Here is a 21,874-nt window from a genome sequence, read left to right on the forward strand (position 1 = left end):
GATCGTTGGTGGATACGCGGGCGTATCCGATGAGGAGTCCGATCATGGTGTTGAAAGTACCATTTGTCCCCCCCCGTCAACGGGCATTTTCTCGGGCGGGTCCGACGGGAATCGGCCGGCTGCGGAAATACGGTGATCGAGATCCAAAAATTATGCGTAGCTCTTGCGCCGCTGAACGACCGGCTTACGGACGCCCCTGATCGAGGGCCATGGGTCTAATCAGCTCCCAGGTTGTTCTCATGGAGCCGATTATCCGAGTCGGGCAGCAACCGCATCGCCGTGAAGTCGCAGGCTTACACTTCGGTTTCGAAGTGTCGCGGCGCCGAGACGACACTTTCGCAGCTGCGGATTGAGGAGCGATGACGTCCTGTGCGGCTCGCTTGGGCGCGACGTCCTTCCTCCTGCTCTGATAGATTGTCGCGAAATGACGGTGGCCGTGCCGTCGGGGTTTGGGGGTCTCCTTGCACGTGCGTGGAACAAAGTTCACGGCTGTCTTCACTGTTCTGCTGGCATTGTTGGTGTCTGTCTGGGTTTCGGCTGCTCCGGCCTCAGCCGGCGTTATCCGGAATAGGTCCAACTCCGTGCCATTGCTCGGTCCGACCGAACCGGTGGATCCTGGAACCTTTGTCTCCCTGCCGCCGTTCCGTGCCTTGGATACCCGTGGGGGTTCGCCTGCTGGTCCTGATTCCGCGGTGTCCTTCCAGGTGGGCGGGGTGTCCGGGATTCCTGCGAACGTGTCGGCGGTAGTGTTCAACCTGACCGTGACGGGCTCGCAGTCATTTGGGTTTGTGAGTGCGTTTGCTTCCGGAACGGCCCGGCCGAATGCGTCGAATGTGAATTTTGGTGTGGGTCAGACAGTGGCCAATTCGGTGACAGTGCCGGTGGGTGCTAACGGGAAGGTGTCCCTGTTCAACCGTTCGTCCGGGACGACCCAACTGATTGCCGACGTCTCCGGCTACTTCATGGGGAAACTCATGCCGCCCGAAAAGCCGGTTCTCACCCCACCCGCGAGCATTACGACCATCCCCGGAACGGATACCGGCACGGTCAACGGGGGAGGAACTGTCGGAGTCGGCCAATATGAGTTCACCATCAGCGAGCCCGGTACGTATCCGGCACGGGGTTTCGCGTACGCGGTCACGAATGCGAACGCACCTAGCTCAATGCCAGTCAATCTCAGTTGCGAAACTCCGCGGGTCGCAGCTTGGGTGGTGGTTTGTCCGTCTGATGGGCGGAAGGCGACCGCGACGGTGGGGCCAATCGACTACACCACCACTATCAGTGTCTGGGCGTTCGATTATGCAGGTAACGTCAGTTATCCGACGACTTACCAGTTTAGGGTGGCCAATAGCATCCCGGTTCCGTCGACCGTGTTGCCGATCACGGCGCCGAGCGGCGGAAGCTGGGTTCCCGTAGCGACCCAGGCCAACGGTACGCCCTATGCCACGGCGTCGTGTCAGGGAGACGCGAGCACAGGTTACCCCGGAAGCACGACGATAGATGCGCTTCAACTCAACGGAGCTCCCGGCCAGTTCGGCGAGACGCTGGCGCCTGCCGTGAATACGGCGGAGAGCTTCAGCGTTTCCGGGTGGTTCTGCGCTACCAATCCGGCGCCGGGCGGGACCACCACCCAGTCATTGATCACCCAGATCGCCGATACCGGAGATCCTGGGCTAGCCGTCCGGTTGAATCCCGACGGAAAGCTCGAAATGGATACCTTGACGACGAGCAACACCCTCGAACAAGTCGTCGACCCGTTCGGTGTGGTAGCCAACCAATGGTTCTTCCTATCGGCGGCTTATGACAAAGGTAACAAGCAACTTCGCGTAACGGTCAGCTCAGCTGGCTTCGCCGGCACCTGGGTTACGGCCGCAGCTCCCGCAAGCCATCTTCCCTCCACGACCCAGCCGGTGCGTCTCGGCGAGGGTTTCAGCGGTCAAATCCTCAACCCGGTCATTACCCAAGGCATCCTTACCTCCGACCAATTCACTTCCGCTCAGCGACAGTTCACCCCCACCACCCAGGGAATCCTGAAATAGACGAAGGCTGCGTCTATCGCTGCGTAAGCAAGTCATGACCCTTCCTAAACGACACTTACGCAGCAGCTAGATAGCCCAAGAGATGGCCCGCCACATGGAACTCGACGTTTAGTTTCATTTCCGACTCGATGCCTTCCAGGACGCCCCCAGAAACTGCTGCGTCCGACGTCGAACAGGGCGCTGCCAATCGGCCAGGCGAGCAGCCCTCGATTTCTTCACGTTCCCCGTGCCGCCAAAAGGATTGTGCGACTCCTTAGGGTTACAGCTGGAACTATCGCCGCGATGAACTGAGCAGCCTATTCATCACGTCGAAAACCATGGGCATCGAAACCCTCGCCATACGAGGCGAATGGCCTTCGATGATATCGGTCCGTCCGGTGAGGGATCCCCTTACGAACAACGGTCACCTCCCCTGGCCACCAGGAGAATTCGTAATACGATTGTCTGCATGGAACGCACGATGCACGGACGGGAGGTCTCGGAGGCCGAGACCGATGGGTGGGTCGAGGAAGCCGAAGCCGGTTACGACCTTGAAGAGCTGAAGGCGAGGATGGGGCGCCCTGCCCGGGGCGCGGAGGCGTCTCAGGTCATTCCCGTACGGCTGACGGTCGAGGAGCTTGCAGCGGTGATGGCACGGGCCGAGCGCGAGCACCTCAACCGGTCCGAGGCGATCCGCGCTGCCCTGGCTGCTTGGTCGCACGCGGCGTGATCGTCCGCCGCTCCGCACACAAACACGGGATCAGCTCCACTGACGGGATCGAGGCGGCGACCTGGCCGCTGGTATCAGTCCCCCGTGGACGATGACGACCCGCGCAGGTTCCTCCGCCTCGGCTTTGACACCCACGGCCGGCTGCTGGAACTCGTGGTGCTCGTCTGGGACGACGGTAGCGAAGAACTCATCCACGCGATGAAATGCCGCCCCCAATACCTCGGGATGCTCGGCTAGCACTATCTCGCCAAAGCATCGACACCGCTTCCGGTTGTGCGCCCACCGATCCTCAAACGGAATGGGAGGTGCCGTATATACCGCCGGACGTTTGTTGGCGGCAGGTCAGGGTCTTATTCGTGGAGGACAGCTTGGTATAGGTTGTGGTCTTGCCATTTCCCGGCTATTTTCAAGTACCGCGGAGCCATCCCGATCTGCCGAAAGCCTGCCTTCCACAGCACCCATTGCGAACCAGCATCGTGCAGGAGAGCGCTCGCCTCTGTGCTGTGCAGCCCAAGTACGTCTCGTGCCGCTTCGACGATTATCTGGACGCCAGCGGATGCCGGACCACGGCCCGCGTAAGCGTCATCCACCCAGTAACCTAGACCTGCGCTTTGGAAAGGTCCACGCACGATGCCGGCCAAGTTGAATCTGCCGACAAGGGCCTCGCCAGCAAATAACCCAAAGGGGAATCCTGCCGCGGCATCAGCGGCAACAAGGCGGCTGATGCCGGGCCAGCATTCCCTTCTTGGGACATCGGCGCCGGAGCCAAGGGCAGTTAGGTTGCCGGGTCGTACTCGTCGGTGAGCACCATGGCTTCGCTCGGGAAGGAGATGAGATATTTTGTCATGCTCGATGGTCCCCCGCGGGCGGCCCGGACAGCAATGGTGTGTTTGTTTGCCGTGCTGGGGTTGAGCCAGTCTGTTGCTCTTGCTAGATTCCGCCGTCGCGGGTATCCCGGGTCACGATGCGGTCCCCCGTGACCGGGTCTACAGTGGAGCGGCTTTCGCTGATCCGGCGGGTCCGGCGCGGGCCGAAAACGAAGAGCGAAACGATCAGGCCGATGACGCCGACGACCATGAGGATGTAGCCGACCATGTGGAGGTCAATGAATGAAACGACATCCCCGGGGATGGCGAAGGCCAGAATTGCGCCTATGGCGATAAGAAAGATGGATGATCCGATACCCACTGCTGTACCTCCTGCTGAACCGCGGACCCGGCGGTGGCGGGTATTACTAAGGTTACTTGGCATCGCCAAAGTTACACGGCGTCACCACATACGGCAACCACAAGCCGCGGAATCCGGCATCTGCGCGGCACGCCACTAAAAATACTAAGGGTGCTTTGCATTTTCGTGACCGCCGGGTACGGTCCATTAAGGACCAAACGTCTATTGGGGAGGTCAATGAATGGCAGGTAAGTTTGAATTGTTTGTCGATGCCCGGGAACGCTACAGGTTCCGGTTGAAGGCAGCCGACGGGACTGTCATGGCGGTCTCGAAGGAGTTTGAGACCAAGCGCGATGCAGTGCTGGGAATCCGCGAAGTGCGGGCATGCGCGGGAATGGGTCTGATCACGGACTTGTGTTCGAACCAGCGGGCGGCATCCGGACCGGTACCGGGAATCTCCGCGCCAGCCCCTGCCGAGGCAGAGCCGATCCGGGTCCGGAATTGGCTGGGCCGCACCTCCATCGTTCGTAAGCGTGGCCACAAAGCGCTGACGTCCAAGCGATGGCTGAACTGGTCAAATAGCGGCGTCAAATAGTGGCGAACTTCGGAAATGGCCGGGACTCAAAAGAGTTCCGGCCATTTCCGTCTCGCTTAGTAGGTCTTCATGGCTTCCGGCGGCTGGGTGGTCCATTCGGTCTCAGTGGCCCGCATCCAGGGATACGGCAGGAGTTCCTCCAGGTTGACGCTTCCCACTTCTCCCCCGGCATCAACCAGGACAGTCGCCTGGGCCCCATAGTTCCGAAGCAGCTCCCGGCAAACGCCACAAGGATTGGTCACCTGGGGCTCGCCGCGTTCGTCCATGCTGACCGCAACGGTCGACTTGATGGAGGATTCCTGTGCAATGCGGGCGTTGGCGAGGGCGCTGGATTCGGCGCACACGTTGATTCGTTTGGAACCGACATGAAGGCCAAGGTAGATCGCCCCTGAGGCGCCCCGCATGGCAGCGGCTACACGATGGTTCTCGCCGTGATGGGCCGTAAGGAGCAGTTGACGGGCCGCGGTGTAGAGCTCCACATCGGACGGACTAAGGTCAAACGAGATCACGGGCACCTCCGGAACCACAATGGTCTGGGCCGAACGTATCCGGGCGCATTCCTAGCTTCCAATGAAGATGCCGCTCTTCCGACGTGCCAGCAGGTAGAACACGATGCTCAATACGGACAGCACTGCGACGTAAACCGGGAAGATCCAGGATGCATTCATGGACTGGAGCCAGACTAGAAGGTAAGAGGCCGTGCCACCGAAGATCGCGACGCCGATTCCGTAACCGAGGGAAGTCCCGGCGCCGCGGCAGGATTTGGGCATCAGGGAACTGGTCACGACGTTGTACAGGGTCATGTTCAGCACCAGGACGACCGAGCCGCCCAGGAGGACCGCGGCGAATCCGCCGATGCCCGGACGGAAGTACATCAGCATAAGAAAGACCGACGGAATGGACAGGGCGCGGGTGATCAGGAACCACTTGGAAATCGACTTGCCATCGGCGAATTTGCCGACCACCAGGCTGCCGACAACCAGCACCACGCCAAGAATGGTGGTGAGGGCGAAGACCGCGGTCGCGTCTTCTTTGAAGCCACTGCGGGCCGCGGTGGGCAGTCCCGTATTCCAGGCGTAGTTGTAGGCTTGCGCCGCCCCAACGACGAAGGTGATGGCCAGCACGCTCAGCCAATGCTTGCGCACCCCGCCCCAAACAGCTTTCGAGGAGTTCTCGGCAAGCTCCTCGGGCCGCATGGTTTCCGGAAGGGTCCGGCGAAGGTAGACCACGATGAAACCGAAGATTGCCCCCACGATGAAGGGAACACGCCAACCCCAGTCGGCCATAACAGCACCGCTCAGCATCAAGCTGCACAGGTAGCTGACCAGCGAAGCGAGGAGAATTCCCGAGTTGACGAAGAAGGAGATGATGCCTGCGACGAAGCCTTCGCGTCCCACGGGAACCAGTTCGACGGCGTGTGCGGTGGAAAGCGGAGCTTCAACACCGGTCGAGATGCCCTGTACGATCCGGCAGACCAGGAGGGTGACGCCGGCAGCGCCGCCGATCTGCTGGTACGTCGGACACAGGGCGATGATCAGCGTGGTGATTGCCATCATCATGATGGACCAGAGCATCACTTTTCGACGGCCGATTCTGTCGGCGAAAGTACCGAGCAGGACGCCGCCCAGCGGACGGAATGCGAAGCCGACTGCGAAGACCGCCAGGGCGTTAAGGGTTGCGGCGGTGGGGTCCTGCGAGGGGAAGAACTTTGGCCCGATGAAGGCCGACAGGAGTCCGAAGACCATCCAGTCGTACCACTCAAGGGTGTTCCCGAGTCCGAGGCCCAGCAGCCCGCGGCGGATTTGCGGAGAGAGCCGGGTTTTCCGGGCACTCTCCGGGCCATTCTTGACGACAGTGTCAGTCATGATTCTTTCCTTCCTCCGCACCTTCGCGGTGCGTGAGGGTACGGATCACCGTTGACATCCAGGGGGTATGGACGGTGATCGAAACTATCATTTTGGCCCGGTTCGGCGTAGCCGAACCAGCTCACCTCATGGGAAGCGAGTTAGCCCAGATAGCTACGCGTGCCTCTTCGTAGCGCTTTGAAGCAAACGGGGACATCCAGTCCGGTAATAGGTAGCGTGGATGGCTTGCTTGGATGCCGCAGGATCAGCAGGGGAAACACGAGGGTGGACGTGGGGCTGGGCTGGGCCTTCCGCCAGAAGGCTGAAGCGCCCGCGTCCCTGATCGTGTTGCAAACTTCCCCAAGTGATGCGACTCACATAACTATATTGAAAATTTTCATCAGGTCAATGCTTGATTCGCTAAAATTTTTCACTATAGTTATGTGAGTCAGCTCACCGAGAGAAAGCTGGATCATGGCAAACGAGATCATTACCGCATCCTCACCTGCCGGCACGAGCGCACTTCTTGCAACTGTCGGCAACAAGGTCCGGACCATGCGCAAGGACAAGGGGATGACCTTGTCCAAACTCTCGGAGATCACCGGGCTCAGCCCGGCGATCGTCAGCCAGATCGAGCGGGGAATAGCCAACCCGTCGTTTACCACTTTGGCACAACTAGCTCACGGCCTGGACATTCCCGTAGGGAAGTTCTTCCTCGGCCAGGAAGAGACCAGGTCACCGGTTGTCCGCAAGTCCGAACGTCGAAACCTCAAAGGCGTCACCAAAAAATCCGTGGGAGAGGCAGTTTACGAGCTCCTGACTCCGGATCTGAACGGTGCCTTGGAAGCACAATGGATCGTGAGTCCGCCAGGCCACGACACCAGCGCCACCCCTTTTCGCCACAGCGGCGAAGAATTCGGCATCATCCTCTCGGGAAAGAAAGACATATTCCTCGACGGTGAGTGCTACACGCTAGAAGCGGGCGATTCGATTACTTTCTCGTCGGATACGCCGCACTGGTACAAAAACAGCTACGAAGAGGTATGCGTAGCGATCTGGGTCAACGCCCCACACGTGTGGTGATCAGCCGGCGCTAACTGCCGCTCGATCCCATACACGCACGGACCCTTGGACGTCCGTTCGCAAACATCTCCATTTCCGTGTCCAGGTCCCCGGGGACCTCTACTCGTCATGCCCTCCGCCAGGCTGGTTCGCTGCGTGCACCGCCGCGAGCTCCTCCTGAGCACCTCGTCTACACCCCGGCAACCGTTCCAACGGCATGCCCGCCGGGAAGTAAGGATCCTCCACCATGAACCCCTTTGCCACCACATCGTCACTGGAACTCAGTACGACGACGGCGGATCTCACCGCGCCCGTCATCTCCCGCTCCGATGTGCTCGTGGTCGGCGGTGGGCCCGCCGGCGTGGCCGCCGCGGTCACCGCAGCACGGTCCGGCGCATCCGTCACCCTCCTGGAGCGCTACTCTTCCCTCGGCGGCCTGGCCTCCGGGGGCATGGTCCTGGTTCTCGATGACATGATCAACGGCCAGGAAATCACGGTTACCGGCATCGTTTCCGAGTACGTGGAACGCCTGCAGAAGCTCGGCCTGGCGATCGTTCCGCCGGCAGATGACCGCAAAACCTCCGAGGAACTCTGGAACAAGTGGGGCCGTTACGGCACCTTCGATTTCCACTCCCACACGACCCCCAAGCCCATCTGCTATGCCGCGGCGTTCGACCCGGACGGCTGGAAGCGAGTCTCCAACGACCTCGTCCGCGAAGCCGGCGTCAACCTCCGCCTCCACTCCTGGTTCTCCCGCCCGATCGTGGACAACGGTGTCATCAAGGGCGTGATCTGCGAAACCAAGTCCGGGCCGCAAGCCTTCACGGCGGACATCGTCATCGACACAACCGGCGACATCGACGTCGCCTCCCGTGCCGGCGCCAGCCACATCAAGGACAGCTACCTCACCACCCTCGTCTTCCGCCTCGGCAACGTAGACACTGCAGCCGCGGAAGCTTTCGAACAGGCCAACCCGAAGGAAGCACGCGCCATCAACCGCACCATTAAGCGGCTCCTCGGCGGTGCCTGGGAACTGTGGTGGCTCAAGACACCCATCGACGGCGTGGTCTGGTGCAACGCTCCCCACATGACCGGATACGACGGCGTGGACCCTGCGGACATGACCGCCGCCGAGTTCGCCGCACGGGACCGGATCACCGAGGCCGTGGAATACGTGCGTGCGCACCTGCCGGGCTTCGAGAACTGCTACATGCTCGACGTCGCGTCCCAGATGGGCGTCCGCCAGACCCGCCTGCTCGAGGGCGAGTACGTCATGACGAAGGAGGATGTCACCTCCCGCCGCCACTTCGCGGACACCGTGGCCCGCGGCCGTGACTACTACTACCCGTACCGTTCGCTGCTTCCCAAGGAAGTGGACCAGCTGCTCGTCGCCGGCCGCCACTACTCGGCTACCCCCGAGGCCCAGAAAATGTCCCGGGAGATCCCGCCCTGCATGGCCATGGGCCAGGCAGTGGGCGTCGCCGCCGCGCTGGCGGTCCAGAACGGTACCCTCGTCCGCGAGGTGTCCGCGCAGGACATCCAGCAGGGCATGCGCCGGCACGGCGCCGACCCGGGCGACGTCCCGTCGTCGAACGCTACCGTCGACGCCGAAGCGGTGGTGGGAGCATGAGCACCATCATCGATGAACTGCAGAGCACGACGGCGGTGCCCGGCGCCGCTGGAAAGCCCTCCGGAGTCCCGCTCCCGCTCGACGGCATCAAGATCGTCGATTTCACGCAGGTGTTCATGGGACCGTCCTGCACCCAGCTGCTGGGCGACTACGGCGCGGACATCATCAAGGTGGAACGTCCGGGCGCCGGCGACATCTCGCGCAACTCCTTCCCGGACAAGGACGGCCAGGACAACCCGATCTTCCTTTCCATCAACCGCAACAAGCGCAGCGTTTCCGTGGACACCCGCACCGACGAGGGCAAGGCAGTCCTCCGCCGGGTCATGGCCGACGCCGACGTGGTGGTCAGCAATTTCCGCTCCGGAGTGATGGAACGGATGGGCTTCGGTTACGAGGAACTCAAGGCGGAGAACCCGGGGATCATCTGGGCCTCCGGCACGGGCTTCGGCCCGGTTGGTCCCTATTCGCACAAGGGTGGCCAGGACGCAATCGCGCAAGCGTACTCGGGGGTGATGTGGCGGCGCGAGTCGGACGACATGAAGCCTTCCATCTACCCCACCACGCTGTGCGACTACATCACGGGCATGCACCTCATGCAGGGCATCCTGCTGGCACTGCGCGCCCGGGAGGCATCCGGTGTCGGGCAGAAAGTCGAGGTGACGATGTACGACTCGATGCTCCACCTGCAGATGCAGGAGGCCTGCATGCAGCTCAACCGCGGATACGAAGTCAACTGGGGCGCCATGCCGTTGAGCGGCGTCTTTGAAACCACCGACGGCGCCGTCTGCATGGTCGGCGGCTTCACCCCCGACCCGCTGGCTCGGATTTCCGAAGCGTTGGGCCTGGACGAAGACCTTACCCAGCGGCCCGAGTTCGCCAACCTGGAACAGCAGTTCAAGCACAAGCCGGCCCTGCAGGCGATTTTCCGGGAGCGCATCGCTGCGAACACCACCGAGTACTGGACCAACCAGCTGGAAAGCCAAGGCCTGCTCAACGCGCCCGTCCACACTCTGGAACAGGCCCTGGCCGATGCACAGACCGAGGCCAACGGCATGATCGTCGAAGCAGAGCACCCGGGCGTCGGCACGGTGAAGATGCTCAACGCGCCCATCCGTCTCTCTGCCACGCCGCCCACCGTCAGGCGCGTGGCGCCGCGGCTCGGCGAGCACAATGTGGAGGTCCTGCTGGAGAACGGCTTCGACGCCGAAACCATCGAACGCCTGCAGAAGTTGGGGGTACTCCGGTGACTGTTTCCACCAAGGAGAGGCCGGGACAGGAAATGGTTGACCAGGTCACCCTGACCATCGAGAACCATGTGGCCACGGTGGTCATCGATCGCCAGCACGTGCTCAACGCCGTGGACGGCAGCGCCCAGTCCCGGCTCAACGGGATCTGGAACCGGATCGAAGCCGATCCTGATGTGCGCGCCGTCGTCATCACGGGCGCCGGCACGCGGGCGTTCTGCGTCGGGGCGGACATGTCCGCCTCTGCGGTGGACAAGACAGGCCTGCAGTACTGGGCCGAGCTCGACCCCAACGGCTTCGGCGGGCTGAGCCTGCGCACCAGTCTCGACGTGCCTGTCATCGCCCGGGTGAACGGCTATGCGCTCGGCGGCGGGATGGAGATGGTGCTCGGCGCCGACATCGTCGTGGCCGCGGACACGGCCCGCTTCGGCCTCACCGAACCACGCGTCGGGCGCCTGGCGCTCGACGGCGGCATCCACCAACTGGTGCGCCGTGTCCCTTACACCCAAGCGATGGGCATGCTCCTCACAGGCCGCAAGGCGGACGCCGCCGAGATGGAGGCGATGGGCCTCGTCAACGAGGTGGTTCCCGCAGACGAGCTCGACGCCGCGGTGCAGCGCTGGGTGGACCAGATCCTCGCCTGTGCGCCCAGCTCCGTCCGGGCTGTCAAGCAAATGGTCAGCAGGACCAGCCATCTCACTGCCGCGGAAGCCCGCGGCCTCAGGCTGCCGGCCCTCATGGCCGCACTGGACAGCGAAGACTCCGCCGAAGGTGTGCGCGCCTTCCAGGAAAAGCGCCCACCAGTCTGGCCGGGCCGCTAGATGCAGCACGAACCGCTGCAAGGCACCGAATTTCAGAACGAACGGAAGGACAATCCAATGCGGGAATCACTAGCACCCGGAGTGTGGGGCGTCGTCGCCACACCATTCCAGGGCAGCACCCTCGATCTGGATACCGACAGCCTGGCCCGGTTGGTGGAGCACTATGAAACCATCGGCGCCACGGGGCTGACTGTCTTGGGTGTCTTCGGTGAAGCTGCCGCCCTGACCGCAGCGGAGCGCAGCCTGGCACTGGAAGTGGTGGTCGAGGAAACCCGATTGCCCCTCGTGGTGGGCGTGACCTCGCTCTTCACCGGAGCCGCCATCGAGGAAATCCGCGCTGCCCAGGCCGTGACCGGAGACCGGCTCGCGGCAGTCATGGTGCAGGCCAATTCGGCGCGGCCGGAGGTGGTCATCGCGCACTTGAACGCCATCCACCAATCCACGGGCGCCAAGGTGGTCCTCCAGGACTACCCCGTGGCCAGCGGAGTCAGCATCAGCACGGAAGCACTGATCTACATCGTCCAGACCTGCAGGTTCGTCGTCGCGGTCAAGGCTGAAGCCCCACCGACCAGCGTGGCGATCGCCCAGTTGACGGCCGCCGTCGAGGTTTCAGTCTTCGGCGGATTGGGTGGTCAAGGACTGTTGGACGAACTGGTGGCCGGCGCCGCCGGCGCCATGACGGGGTTCTCGTACCCCGAAGCGCTGGTGGCGTGCGTCCGCGCATGGCAATCCAGCGGCTACGACGCCGCCCGGGACGCGCTTCTGCCTTACCTGCCGCTTATCAACTTCGAGCAGCAGGCCCGGATCGCCCTGGCCATCCGGAAGGAGTGCTTCTGCGAACGGGGGCTCATCAAGGATTCCGCGGCCCGGCCGCCTGCGGCGCCTTTCCCCAGCGTGTTGCGGCAAGGAATGCTGACGCACCTGGCTGAAGCTGCCCGTGCCTTGGAAGCCTTCCCCGTCCCCACCACCTCAGAAAGGGTCTGATGGATCTCGGAATCAGCGGAAAGACCGCATTCGTCGCGGCCTCCACCGGAGGCCTGGGACTCGCGGTCGCCCGTGGCCTCGCGGCCGAGGGCGTCCGGGTTGCCATCACCGGCCGCCGCGGCGAACTGGCAGAAAAGATCGCGGCCGAGCTCCAGGCTGACGGCCAGACCGCCGTGGCTGTCGAGGCGGACCTCGGCACCCCGGGCGGCGTGTCCGCCGCCGTCGAACGCGCTGTGGACATGCTCGGACCCATCGACATCCTCGTGCTCAACGGTCCCGGCCCCAAGCCCGGGGCAGCCGCCAGCTTGGGAGCCGAGGACATCGCTGCAGCGTTCGAACTGCTCGTGAAACCGCACCATGCGCTCGTCTCGAAAATCCTGCCGGGCATGCGTGAGCGGCGCTGGGGACGCATCCTGGCCATCGGATCCAGCGGAATCGTGGCCCCCCTGCCCAACCTCGCCGTCTCCAACACCGGCCGTGCGGCGTTGAGCGGTTACCTCAAAACTCTCGCGGCAGAAGTGGCCCTCGACGCCGTCACCGTCAACATGCTCTTGCCCGGACGGATCGCCACGGACCGCGTCGCCGAACTGGACCGGGCCGCAGCAAAACGCCGCGGCACCACGCCGGAGGAAATCCAACTCGAATCCCGCAAGACCATCCCTGCCCGGCGCTATGGAGAACCGGAGGAATTCGGCGCCGCCGGAGCCTTCCTCTGCAGCGCCCCCGCGTCGTACATCACCGGGGTCGCACTGCGTTGCGACGGCGGCCTGATCCGGAGCCTCTAAACATGGCTTCCAAGCAGACAGCCCCTTTTCCAATGCAAACCGCCAAGCCAAAGGACTACCAATGACTTACACCGCCACCGAAACCGCAACCTCCACCCACCGGGACGTAGCGATAGCGCAGCATCTGATAAACGGAGAATGGTCCGGCGAGCCCGAGATCCAGCGCATCAATCCCGCCCGCCCCGACGAACTGGCTGCGCTCTCCCCGCGAGGTACCGCGGACGATGTCGACGCGGCCGTCACAGCCGCTGCCGCCGCCCAGCCGGCTTGGGCTGCCCTGCCCGCCCCTGCCCGTGGCGCCATCCTCATGACTGCAGGCAACCTTCTCGCGGAGCGCCAAAGCGCTATTGCCGAAGACCTCGTCCGGGAGGAAGGCAAGACCCTCGCCGAAGCCATGGGAGAGGTCAAACGCGCCTCGGACGTGCTGCGCTTTTTCGGTTCCCTCGGGTGGTCCGCCAGCGGCGAGGTACTTCCCAGCGGCCTGCCGGACACGACCATCACCACTCGGCGCGAACCGCTCGGCGTGGTCGGGCTCATCACGCCGTGGAACTTCCCCATTGCCATCCCGGCATGGAAGGCGGCCCCTGCGCTCATCAGCGGCAACGCCGTGGTCATCAAGCCGGCCGAACTCACTCCGCTCTCCGCGACCCATCTTGCCCACGCCCTCCAGGATGCCGGGCTCCCCGCCGGAGTATTCAACGTGGTCCACGGCAAAGGTCGCGTGGTCGGTGACGCATTGGCCCGCGATCCACGCATCGCCGGCCTGTCCTTCACCGGTTCCACCACGGTGGGGCTCGGCCTCCAGGAAATCCTGAACGGCCGCCGTGCGCGTGTCCAACTGGAGATGGGCGGCAAGAACGGTGTGCTGGTCCTCGACGACGCCGATCCGCACAAGGCCGCTGCGGTAGTAGCGGCCGGCGCGTTCGGACTCACCGGCCAGGCATGCACGGCGACGTCCCGCGTCTATGTCACGCCAGGGATCCGCGACGCGTTCCTCGACGCGCTCGTCGCCGAGGCGGCCAAGTACACCGCCGGTGACGGGCTCGACGGCGCCAAGATGGGCGCCGTGGTGAGCAGCCAGCAGTTCGAGCAGGACCAGGCCGCGGTGCGCACCGCCGTCGAACGCGGCGCCACCCTCCTGCACGGAGAGTACGACGGCGAGTCCTCCGGGGCGCTCTTCTTCCCGGCCGCTGTACTCACCGACCTTCAGTTCGACGACGCTGCCGTCACCGAGGAAATCTTCGGCCCTGTGGTTGCGGTCCTGGAGGTTGCCGGCTACGAGGCTGGCCTCGCCGCGATCAACGATTCCCGCTACGGCCTCACCGCAGGCATCTGCACCGATTCCTTGGCCTCGGCCACGGACTTCGCCGCGCGGGCCCAGGCAGGGGTCATCAAGGTCAACCGTCCCACGGCGGGCCTGGACCTCAACGTGCCGTTCGGTGGAGTGAAGGACTCCTCCACCAACACCTTCCGCGAACAGGGCAGGTCCGCACTGGACTTCTTTACCTGGGGCAAGACCGTCTACACGGGTGTGTAGTGCGCCATGACCTACGTGATCGCGCAGCCCTGCGTCGACGTCAAGGACAAAGCCTGCATCGACGAATGCCCTGTGGATTGCATCTACGAAGGCGAACGCTCGCTGTACATCCACCCGTCAGAGTGCGTGGATTGCGGTGCTTGCGATCCCGTCTGCCCGGTCGAGGCGATCTACTATTCCGACGACGTCCCGGACGAGTGGTCCGACTACGTCCGGGCCAACGTGGAGTTCTTCGAGGACATCGGCTCGCCGCAGGGGGCAGCGGCGCTCGGGAACCTCGGGCGGGACCACCCGGTCATTACGGAGGCACAAGTCGCTTAGCCAGGCGCGCCCTGCGCGGCCAGCCTTGCGCGGATGGCTTGCCGAAGCGATTCCAGGCCGGGCAAGCCGGTGAGGGCGCCGTCCGTGCGGTAGACGCGACACGTCAGTGCAGGTGCCGCCGTCGACTCGAAGAGGTCGATTCCGTCCATGGTGAAGGATGGAGATCCGCGGAAACCGGACGCGGCGGCTTCTTCATCGCTCGTGATCTCCCTGACCGCAATCACGGCAGGATCTGTTCCTTCCAGTTCCGCAGCCTGGGAAAACAGCTCCCGGGCCGCAGATCCATGCGGGCACCCCTGGATGGTGAGCAGCTCGAAGTCCATGTCCCCATTATCCGCCCGGGCATGTTGAGTTGACGCCGTCAGCTCGCCAGCAGGTCCGCGTGGTGTTCCTCCACTACGTTCGGGTGGGCCCGAAGCCGGTAGCGGAGGGCGTTGTCCCCGTAGGTTTCCAGGATCGGGCTGTTCGTCGGGTCGACCGACAAACCGCGGGCCTTGGCTTGGAACGCCGGGCTCACGGCAAGCTGCGGCATGGTCGCGTCGAGGGCGGGGTTGTAGAAGAAGGGCAGGGATATCCTGTCTGTGCCTCGAAGGGGTGAGATCACTCGGTGGAGGGTCGCTTTGAGGTAGCCGTTCGTGGCCAGTTCCAGCATCTCGCCGATGTTGACGACGAATGTTCCCGGCACTTGCGGCGCGTCAATCCACTTTCCCTGGTACTCGACTTGAAGGCCGCCCTTGCCGGGCTCGACCAGGAGAAGCGTCAGCACTCCCCCGTCCCGGTGCGACCCGACACCCTGCTTGGGCTCCGGGTCGGACTCCCCCGGGTATCGCACGATCTTGAGCATGGGGAACGCCCGTGCGGCGAATGCCGCATCGAACGTGTCCTCGGGCGCTCCGAGGGATACTGCGAGGGCCCGCAGCAAGGCTAGCGAGATGCTGCTCAGTCTTTCGGTCCATTCCGAGACAATCTGCCGCATTTCCGGCAGGGCCGACGGCCAGAGGTTGGGCCCCTCCAGACGCCAATAGTCCGCGACGCCCGGGCCCTGCTCAACAGTGTCACGCTCGACGCCGATGTCGATTTGCTCGCGCCAGTCGATCCCGCCGTCCGTGAGCTCGCCGCCAACGCGGGTGTAGCCGCGGAACTGGGGGCTGTGGACATTCTCGATAGCGAGTTTTTCTTCTTCCGGCAGCTCAAAGAAGCGGCGCGACACGTCGAGAATGGCGTCCGTCAACTCCTGCGGGATGCCGTGGCCTGACAAGTAGACAAACCCGACCTCATGCATGGCATCGCGCAGCTCCTCGCGGAACCCGGCGGCCTCGTCCGGTCCAGCATTTAAACGTGCGAAATCGAGTACTGGCAATGTATCGAGTGCCAATGCAATCAGTCCTTTCATCGAGCCCCGCAAGTGGGCGCCTGTGGCCGTTGTTTCAGACCGGTTGTTTGGGAGGCCGCCCGCCGGAGCGCAACGGGGGCCTCCCATACCGTTAGGGCAGGACCTTGTAGAGGTCGACGCCGGTTTCCTCCGGGGGCGATGCGAATCCACCCTCGATGCCCGCCTGCATGCGGGGCATGAGAATCTCATCGCGGAACTTCTCCCAACTCTCTTTCGACTCATGTACGGCCATGATCGTCCAGCCACCGGCCGAAGGGCCTGCGGCATGGAAGGTCTGTCCGTCAGGCAGGAGCCCTTCTCCTGGGTGGACGGCAGCGATTGAGGCCTCGTATTGCTCCTTGGTTCCTCCTGGGAAGAAATGTACGACTCCGAATGGGGCGGCTTCCATTAGTACTCCTTGGATGGTGTGGATTTGTTGGTGTTTACTTGCGAGGAATCAAGTCCAGAACTCGTCCGACTTGGCTGTGTCTTCGAAGAACTCCCGGCCTTCGACGACCTTTCCATCCCGGAGGACGAAGACGATTGTGGTGGCCAGGTCGAGGGTCTTTCCATTGTTCTCGGCGTGGCTTTGCTGGATCCCTGCTGTGTGGTCTTCTCCACCGACGACGTCTTGCAGGGTCGCTTTGAAGGATCCTTGGGACCGCGCTCCCAGCTCGCCGAAGTAGGACAAGACGGCGTCGCGTCCTTGCTTCGTCCCGGAAAGTACGCCGTTACCCGCGGCATACCAGACTGCGTCCTCGGCGAACAATTCGCTGAGTCCCGCCATATCCCCTGCATTGAACGCCTCATACCCACGCCGGACTAATTCGGCGTTTTCTGTAGCTCCCATGTCGGATACCTCTCCGTCATCCTTGTCGGTCAAATGGGACGGCTTAAGGCTATTCCCGGGCCGGGGGCGTGTCGATGGGGGAAGTACTTCATAACCAACCACGCCCGGGCACGTTGGCTGCCGTTCCATGCTGCAACCATGGCACGGCTCAACCTCAAATGCCATGGGCACGGGCGCCCCTTGAGGCAGCTCCGGACCGGTGGGACGATGAAGCGGTGAACCCCTTCTTCGAGTTTGTCAGCCACAACTGGTGGCTGGTCTTTCCCTTGAGCGGTCTAGCTGGCGGATGGGCCCGTTCCTGGTCGAGAGCCAGTGAACGCCGGCACCGCCGTCGGGTAGAGCTCTATCGGCTCAAGAACCACGCGGCGGAGGCGGAGCAGGCCAGCCATGCCGAGGTGCTGCGGCTGCAGAAGGCTCACGACGCAGTGAACCAGCGATGGCTCGAATACGAGCTTGACATCGGAAAACTCATCGACTTTCCGGTCATGTCGGATGTGCGCGAGCCGCTCACGGTGGCCTTCTTGCGAGCAAAGCGCGAGGCGGACGGCTTGCGCCCCGCGGACCCGGGAGAAATCACGACGGCGGCCCGGTTGGCGGAGTATCGTGCGGCCGTCCGCAGCTTCGAACTGGCATTCGACGTGGCAGAGCGCGAAGCCAAGCGCATCAAGGACAGCAATTTTTCGGTACCCGAGCGTCAGCGGCTCGAAACCGCCAGGAAGCTCCTCAGGATCGCTTCGGACAGCGCCGCGACGTCGGCAGAGCGGCAGATAGCCTACAAGCGGGCCCGCCGCGAATTGGATGGGTTGATTGTCCTCCCTGAAGCGACCATCGCGGCGCTGGAAGAGAAGATCGCCGGGATGCTCAACGCTCCGAAAGCTCCGGACTTCCACCAAAGCTGACACACGTGGATGAGCGTTCTCAGTGTTTGACCCGATGAATGATCACGTACTTGTGATGTTTCCTATGCCGAGACTTGGAACGACGTGGAGTCAGTCCGAGAGGGGGGAGCCCAAGAGCTTTCCGTCTGGCTGCCAAGCGAATATTTGCATAGATCAGGAAGACGAAGAAGCCCAGAGATGGGACGAGCAGCACGAATATCCACGGTAAATTGCCCACGGCGCGCCTCCTATGCTCAGTTTCCGACGGAGCGAACCTGACGTCAAGGTTGGTCCTGAGGCCGAGCCAAAACGTGCCCGGAGATGCTGGGGCTATCCACGCGAGCACGCTGGGCGTAGTTTTTTCTCATCCCGACAAACCTGAATTGGCTGGCAGTCGGCAACTACCAGGAGGTCATCATGGACAACTTTCTCCGACGCGGCGGACTCGAAGTCCCTGAGCCCGTCCGGCGTTTCCTTCAAGGCGAATCCGATCCTTCGCTTCGCATCGAGCAATACCAGGAGGGGGACACTCTGGTGGTGAGAATCGATCTGCCGGGAATCGACCCTGAGACGGACGTTGACATCAGCGTCGCCGACGACGCACTGCACATCCAGGCCCGGCGCGAGGAGAATGCCGAACACCTGGATAAGAAGGGTTACCGCAGCGAGCTCCGTTACGGCGAACGGTCCCGGAGCATCCCGCTGCCCCGCGGGGTGAGCCAAGACGGCATCCTTGCCACCTACGAGGACGGGGTCCTCGAAATCCGTATCCGGGTTCCCGAACAGTCCGAGTCCCAGACCACCAAAATAAGGGTGGTCCGTACGGGTAGCCACGAAGCACATCAGTCTCCGGAAGATCCAGAGAACTACGTCACCTGAGCAGGCAAAACTAGGGGTCATCTTCCTGCACGTTGGGTGGCCGGGCCTTTTGGAGCTGCGCGCCCGGAGCCATGCCCTGCGAAGCGCGAGCATCAGGCGCTGTGGACGGCATGGCGAGGACCGCGGCGACGGTGAGCGCGGCACTTACCAGGACGGCGAAGAAAATCGCCGCAGAGGCGGATACGATCGCCTGCGAATCCTTCCCGCCGCCGGGACTGCCGGCGTAGATCGCATTTGCCACCGCTCCATAGACGGCCACGCCCAAGGAGCTGCCAATGGACCGGGCGAAGAGGTTTGTGCCCGTCACTACCCCGCGCTCACTCCAATCGACGCTTGACTGGGCTGCGATCAGGCTCGGCGTAGCGAGGAACCCGAGCCCTAGCCCGGCGACGAAGCAGCTGGCTGCGACCAGCACCACGTTCGGCGTATAGGCGGTGACGGCGAGGGCCGCCGAACCGATAAGTGTGACCGTGACCCCGATCAACGCAGTTGCCCGGAACCCGATTCGAAGATAGAAACGTCCCGATTGCGAGGCGCTGATAGGCCAGCCAATGGTCAGGGCCGCGAGGGACAGGCCCGCCAGAACAGGCGAGACCGAAAGCGCACCTTGAAGAAAAGTGGGAACGTAGGAGGTGAGGCCAAGCACTATTGCCCCTGCGCCGAAGGAGATCAGTGCTGTGGTGATGAGAAGGCGCCTCGACACGACCCACGGGGGAAGGACCGGTTCGGCCGCGCGTCGCTCAACCAGGACGAAGACACCAAGCAGGACTGAACCAATGGCGAACACGGCAATGCTGGTCGGGGAATCCCAGGCCCACGCTTGCCCACCCTCCAAGGCGCCGAGGAGAACCAACGTCAAACAGACTGTGAGAAGAGCCGCTCCCAAGTAGTCGACACGGTGCTTTATGCGCTCGATGTTCTCGTGGAACCTTTGGACCAGCATCCACGCAGCCGCGCAGGACAAGGGAATGTTGACAAAGAAGATTCCGCGCCAAATGCCGAGCGAAGAGAACACCCCGCCGAGGGTCGGCCCTACCACTGACGAGGCAGCCCACACGCTAGCGAGATACCCCTGCACCTTCGCGCGCTCTGCCAAGGAGTAGATATCGCCAGCGATGGTGATGGCAACGGGCAGGACCGCGCCGGCACCCAAGCCCTGCACGACGCGGAAGGCGATGAGGGTAGGCATGCTCCACGCGAGCCCGCAGAGGATCGATCCGAGCAGGAAGAGTCCGATGCCCGTGAGAATGATCGGTTTGCGGCCTGCCATATCGGAGAGTTTCGCGTACACCGGAACCGAGACTGCCTGCGCGAGCAAATACGCAGAGAAGAGCCAAGGGAACGATGAGAACCCGCCGACGTCGTGCACTATCGAAGGCACGGCGGTCGCCACAATGGTGGCGTCGATCGCGACGAGGCCGCTCGACAGCATCAGCGCTATGAGAACCGGGCCGCGCTTGGAACGGAAGCCTACTCCTTCGCTTGGAGTTGTCATTGCGTGGTCCTGATTGGAACGCTCATCACAACTACCACCCCTTCGCGTAGTCTCCTTGCCTGGCCACATCCCCCGGTTCCCCGGAGACTTCCTCGAATGGGAGGCAAGGGACTTTGGGAGACTGTCATTCGTCCATGCCGCGACGTATCCTGATTAAGTCTCCGGCACCTGCAACGGCGCTCTGTCGTCCGGCATCTTTCCCTCGTCCGGCATCCCTGTCGGCACCCCACTCAGTTAGGTCTCAACAATGCAGATGAACATCAGGGAGAACTGGGACAGGCTCAGCCCCGCAACGCGGCATTGGCTCACCGACAATCCCGGATGCGTCGTCCTGCCCCGCACCATGGCGGAAATAATCCACCAGGAAACCGGCATTACTCCGGACTCCGATCAGCACAGCCAGGTCAGCCTGTCCCCCGAGGATCTCAGCTTCATCCGGGCCAAGGCTGAGGGAGGCCCTGCCCGGCCGAAGTAGTCGACGGGACGGCTTCGCCGTCAGGTGCCGCCCTCTTCATCCAAAGGTGCCGGTTCATCCGGTGTCGCCGGGGTGCCGGCCGATTTGCGTAGGGGACCCACGGATCCGTCCGCACCGTAGTCTCCCTCGGCGTATTGTCCGATTTCCGATTCCGCCGTGCGTCCCGGAACCGTTCCGGCGTCGCCCAGATCTGCTCTTGCGTAACGGCCGGATTCCTGGGCTTTGCTGCCCAAGGGTTCGGGCAAGCCGCCTTCGGTGCCGGCGGTGCCGTAGTCGCCTTCGCTGTATTGGCCTTCTTCGTCTTCCGAATGCCGGCCGGGCTGCGTCCCGGTTTTTCCGTAGTCGCCCTCGACGTACCGGCCCCGGAGCTCCGGCTCCCCGGAACCTCCGCCCTTCTCGTCTTCAGTGGGTTCGTCGACGCCGCTGCTGCTGTCGGTCATGATCGTGCCTTTCCCGCATCAACTTTGCGTCAATTCGGCGCCACTTAAGTCTAGCGAGGGGCGCTATGGGACAACAGGAGTTATCGCTAGGCGGAACCCTTCGAGCCACCGGTCTCCACAAGCGCACCACTCTCGGATGAAATGAGTGAGATGTAAGCCTCCAATTGGGACTTCAACTGTTCCGGAGAGTGATGCTCGGGCGTCAGTGTGGCCGTGATCTGGGCACCGAGGGCGAACGTCATGATCCCGCCGACAATGTCGTCGTCGTTCAGTCCCTCCTTCAGTTCACCAAGATCCCTGGCTTCACGGAGCTTCGCGAACAGCGACTCGCGCCACTGCTCCATCGAGGAATCATGCAACGCGGCCTTCGCGGGGTCTGTCAGTGCGCGTTGCCAGAAGGCGATGGCTATCCGTGCCTCGTTGAGCCGGTCGGCATCGAGCGGCAGGATTTCATGGCAATAGCTGCGCAATGCCGACAGTCCGTGCAAGTGGGCAGTCGAGCTGCCCATGCGGGCGTTCGTCTGGTTGAAAACGTGGGCGAAAGCAAACGTCAGCAGATCGTCCTTGCTCGGGAAATACGGTTTCAATGCACCGTTGGCAAAGCCGGCCTCCGTGGCTATTTCGCGCATGGTGGCACCTTCGATTCCCCGTGCGGCGATGATCCGCCACGTGGCTTCGACCAGCTCAACCCGGCGCTTGTCGTGGTCTACGATCTTCGGCACGCGTTCCCCAAATCTTTTTTCTACA

The 21,874-nt window shown here is 62.9% G+C and carries 26 protein-coding genes; 15 read left to right on the forward strand and 11 right to left on the reverse strand.

The window, feature by feature from the left end; translation table 11 throughout:
• The first annotated feature begins 467 nt into the window (after positions 1-467).
• The 3 genes from A3M3_RS0116105 to A3M3_RS29030 all read left to right on the forward strand — a co-directional run bounded on the left by A3M3_RS0116105 (position 468) and on the right by A3M3_RS29030 (position 2,985).
• Entirely contained in the window at positions 468-2,039 is a 1,572-nt protein-coding gene (locus tag A3M3_RS0116105; RefSeq protein ID WP_155854403.1) for a LamG-like jellyroll fold domain-containing protein, read from the forward strand.
• 448 nt (positions 2,040-2,487) lie between these two features.
• On the forward strand, positions 2,488-2,748 hold the full coding sequence (locus A3M3_RS0116110) for a ribbon-helix-helix protein, CopG family (RefSeq protein ID WP_028267193.1): 261 nt from the start codon (positions 2,488-2,490) through the stop codon (positions 2,746-2,748).
• 84 nt (positions 2,749-2,832) lie between these two features.
• Positions 2,833-2,985 (forward strand): toxin-antitoxin system toxin subunit, encoded by a 153-nt coding sequence (locus tag A3M3_RS29030; RefSeq protein WP_231497287.1) that lies wholly within the window; start codon positions 2,833-2,835, stop codon positions 2,983-2,985.
• Between the two features lie 113 nt (positions 2,986-3,098).
• Here the strand turns inward: A3M3_RS29030 and A3M3_RS29395 are convergent, their stop codons facing one another.
• On the reverse strand, positions 3,099-3,701 hold the full coding sequence (locus A3M3_RS29395) for a GNAT family N-acetyltransferase (protein WP_331280373.1): 603 nt from the start codon (positions 3,699-3,701) through the stop codon (positions 3,099-3,101).
• Positions 3,679-3,936 carry a DUF6458 family protein gene (locus A3M3_RS0116125; RefSeq protein WP_028267194.1) on the reverse strand — a complete coding sequence of 86 codons (258 nt, stop codon included), beginning with the start codon at positions 3,934-3,936 and terminating at the stop codon, positions 3,679-3,681. The genes A3M3_RS29395 and A3M3_RS0116125 overlap by 23 nt, the downstream gene beginning before the upstream one ends.
• A gap of 220 nt (positions 3,937-4,156) precedes the next feature.
• On the opposite strand from A3M3_RS0116125, the gene A3M3_RS25540 reads away from it, so the two are divergent.
• Positions 4,157-4,510 carry a YegP family protein gene (locus tag A3M3_RS25540; RefSeq protein ID WP_035741912.1) on the forward strand — a complete coding sequence of 118 codons (354 nt, stop codon included), beginning with the start codon at positions 4,157-4,159 and terminating at the stop codon, positions 4,508-4,510.
• A gap of 56 nt (positions 4,511-4,566) precedes the next feature.
• Here the strand turns inward: A3M3_RS25540 and A3M3_RS25545 are convergent, their stop codons facing one another.
• Both A3M3_RS25545 and A3M3_RS0116140 read right to left on the reverse strand, forming a co-directional pair.
• Positions 4,567-5,019: a hypothetical protein gene (locus A3M3_RS25545; protein ID WP_197023277.1), complete on the reverse strand. Its 453-nt coding sequence runs from the start codon at positions 5,017-5,019 to the stop codon at positions 4,567-4,569.
• Positions 5,020-5,070: 51 nt separating this feature from the next.
• Positions 5,071-6,375 (reverse strand): MFS transporter, encoded by a 1,305-nt coding sequence (locus A3M3_RS0116140; RefSeq protein WP_028267195.1) that lies wholly within the window; start codon positions 6,373-6,375, stop codon positions 5,071-5,073.
• A gap of 453 nt (positions 6,376-6,828) precedes the next feature.
• On the opposite strand from A3M3_RS0116140, the gene A3M3_RS0116150 reads away from it, so the two are divergent.
• The 8 genes from A3M3_RS0116150 (at position 6,829) to fdxA (ending at position 14,738) form a co-directional block, all read left to right on the forward strand.
• A complete protein-coding gene (locus tag A3M3_RS0116150) occupies positions 6,829-7,437 on the forward strand; it encodes a helix-turn-helix domain-containing protein (RefSeq protein WP_028267196.1) in 609 nt (202 codons plus the stop codon).
• Positions 7,438-7,663: 226 nt separating this feature from the next.
• On the forward strand, positions 7,664-9,046 hold the full coding sequence (locus A3M3_RS0116155; RefSeq protein ID WP_028267197.1) for an FAD-dependent oxidoreductase: 1,383 nt from the start codon (positions 7,664-7,666) through the stop codon (positions 9,044-9,046).
• Positions 9,043-10,293, forward strand: coding sequence for a CaiB/BaiF CoA transferase family protein (locus A3M3_RS0116160; protein WP_028267198.1), 1,251 nt, complete (start codon positions 9,043-9,045; stop codon positions 10,291-10,293). The genes A3M3_RS0116155 and A3M3_RS0116160 overlap by 4 nt, the downstream gene beginning before the upstream one ends.
• Positions 10,290-11,111, forward strand: a complete 822-nt coding sequence (locus A3M3_RS0116165; protein WP_442853108.1) for an enoyl-CoA hydratase-related protein — start codon at positions 10,290-10,292, stop codon at positions 11,109-11,111. Before A3M3_RS0116160 ends, A3M3_RS0116165 begins: the two co-directional genes overlap by 4 nt.
• Positions 11,112-11,168: 57 nt before the next feature.
• Entirely contained in the window at positions 11,169-12,095 is a 927-nt protein-coding gene (locus A3M3_RS0116170; RefSeq protein WP_028267200.1) for a dihydrodipicolinate synthase family protein, read from the forward strand.
• Positions 12,095-12,880 carry an SDR family oxidoreductase gene (locus A3M3_RS0116175; protein WP_028267201.1) on the forward strand — a complete coding sequence of 262 codons (786 nt, stop codon included), beginning with the start codon at positions 12,095-12,097 and terminating at the stop codon, positions 12,878-12,880. The genes A3M3_RS0116170 and A3M3_RS0116175 overlap by 1 nt, the downstream gene beginning before the upstream one ends.
• A 61-nt stretch (positions 12,881-12,941) precedes the next feature.
• Complete coding sequence (locus A3M3_RS0116180) at positions 12,942-14,417, forward strand: aldehyde dehydrogenase family protein (protein ID WP_028267202.1); 1,476 nt, start codon at positions 12,942-12,944, stop codon at positions 14,415-14,417.
• Positions 14,418-14,423: 6 nt separating this feature from the next.
• Positions 14,424-14,738: a ferredoxin gene (fdxA, locus tag A3M3_RS0116185; protein WP_028267203.1), complete on the forward strand. Its 315-nt coding sequence runs from the start codon at positions 14,424-14,426 to the stop codon at positions 14,736-14,738.
• On the opposite strand, the gene A3M3_RS0116190 is transcribed toward fdxA, so the two are convergent.
• From A3M3_RS0116190 to A3M3_RS0116205, 4 genes are all read right to left on the reverse strand, one after another.
• The gene (locus A3M3_RS0116190) at positions 14,735-15,061 is read right to left on the reverse strand and encodes a hypothetical protein (protein ID WP_028267204.1); all 327 of its coding nucleotides are present in this window, start codon (positions 15,059-15,061) and stop codon (positions 14,735-14,737) included. The two genes, fdxA and A3M3_RS0116190, sit on opposite strands and share 4 nt — an antisense overlap.
• Before the next feature lie 38 nt (positions 15,062-15,099).
• Entirely contained in the window at positions 15,100-16,113 is a 1,014-nt protein-coding gene (locus A3M3_RS0116195) for an isopenicillin N synthase family dioxygenase (RefSeq protein WP_028267205.1), read from the reverse strand.
• A 109-nt stretch (positions 16,114-16,222) separates the two neighbouring features.
• Positions 16,223-16,519 carry a hypothetical protein gene (locus tag A3M3_RS0116200; protein ID WP_028267206.1) on the reverse strand — a complete coding sequence of 99 codons (297 nt, stop codon included), beginning with the start codon at positions 16,517-16,519 and terminating at the stop codon, positions 16,223-16,225.
• 48 nt (positions 16,520-16,567) lie between these two features.
• Positions 16,568-16,960, reverse strand: a complete 393-nt coding sequence (locus A3M3_RS0116205) for a nuclear transport factor 2 family protein (RefSeq protein WP_028267207.1) — start codon at positions 16,958-16,960, stop codon at positions 16,568-16,570.
• Positions 16,961-17,175: 215 nt separating this feature from the next.
• Here A3M3_RS0116205 and A3M3_RS0116210 point away from each other — a divergent pair, with 215 nt between their 5' ends.
• Positions 17,176-17,859 carry a hypothetical protein gene (locus A3M3_RS0116210; protein ID WP_028267208.1) on the forward strand — a complete coding sequence of 228 codons (684 nt, stop codon included), beginning with the start codon at positions 17,176-17,178 and terminating at the stop codon, positions 17,857-17,859.
• 396 nt (positions 17,860-18,255) lie between these two features.
• Positions 18,256-18,717: an Hsp20/alpha crystallin family protein gene (locus tag A3M3_RS25550; protein ID WP_035741916.1), complete on the forward strand. Its 462-nt coding sequence runs from the start codon at positions 18,256-18,258 to the stop codon at positions 18,715-18,717.
• 10 nt (positions 18,718-18,727) lie between these two features.
• Here A3M3_RS25550 and A3M3_RS25555 read toward each other — a convergent pair whose 3' ends face one another.
• Positions 18,728-20,212 carry an MFS transporter gene (locus A3M3_RS25555; RefSeq protein WP_081736840.1) on the reverse strand — a complete coding sequence of 495 codons (1,485 nt, stop codon included), beginning with the start codon at positions 20,210-20,212 and terminating at the stop codon, positions 18,728-18,730.
• Between the two features lie 247 nt (positions 20,213-20,459).
• Here A3M3_RS25555 and A3M3_RS25560 point away from each other — a divergent pair, with 247 nt between their 5' ends.
• Positions 20,460-20,687 carry a hypothetical protein gene (locus A3M3_RS25560; protein WP_231497288.1) on the forward strand — a complete coding sequence of 76 codons (228 nt, stop codon included), beginning with the start codon at positions 20,460-20,462 and terminating at the stop codon, positions 20,685-20,687.
• A gap of 20 nt (positions 20,688-20,707) precedes the next feature.
• On the opposite strand, the gene A3M3_RS25565 is transcribed toward A3M3_RS25560, so the two are convergent.
• Together A3M3_RS25565 and A3M3_RS0116235 are read right to left on the reverse strand one after the other, a co-directional pair.
• Entirely contained in the window at positions 20,708-21,127 is a 420-nt protein-coding gene (locus tag A3M3_RS25565; RefSeq protein ID WP_051423233.1) for a hypothetical protein, read from the reverse strand.
• Between the two features lie 86 nt (positions 21,128-21,213).
• A complete protein-coding gene (locus A3M3_RS0116235; RefSeq protein WP_028267209.1) occupies positions 21,214-21,849 on the reverse strand; it encodes a TetR/AcrR family transcriptional regulator in 636 nt (211 codons plus the stop codon).
• Positions 21,850-21,874 lie beyond the last annotated feature (25 nt).

It is taken from the genome of Arthrobacter sp. MA-N2 (assembly GCF_000517125.1).
In the GTDB taxonomy this organism is placed as follows: Bacteria; Actinomycetota; Actinomycetes; order Actinomycetales; family Micrococcaceae; genus Arthrobacter; species Arthrobacter methylotrophus.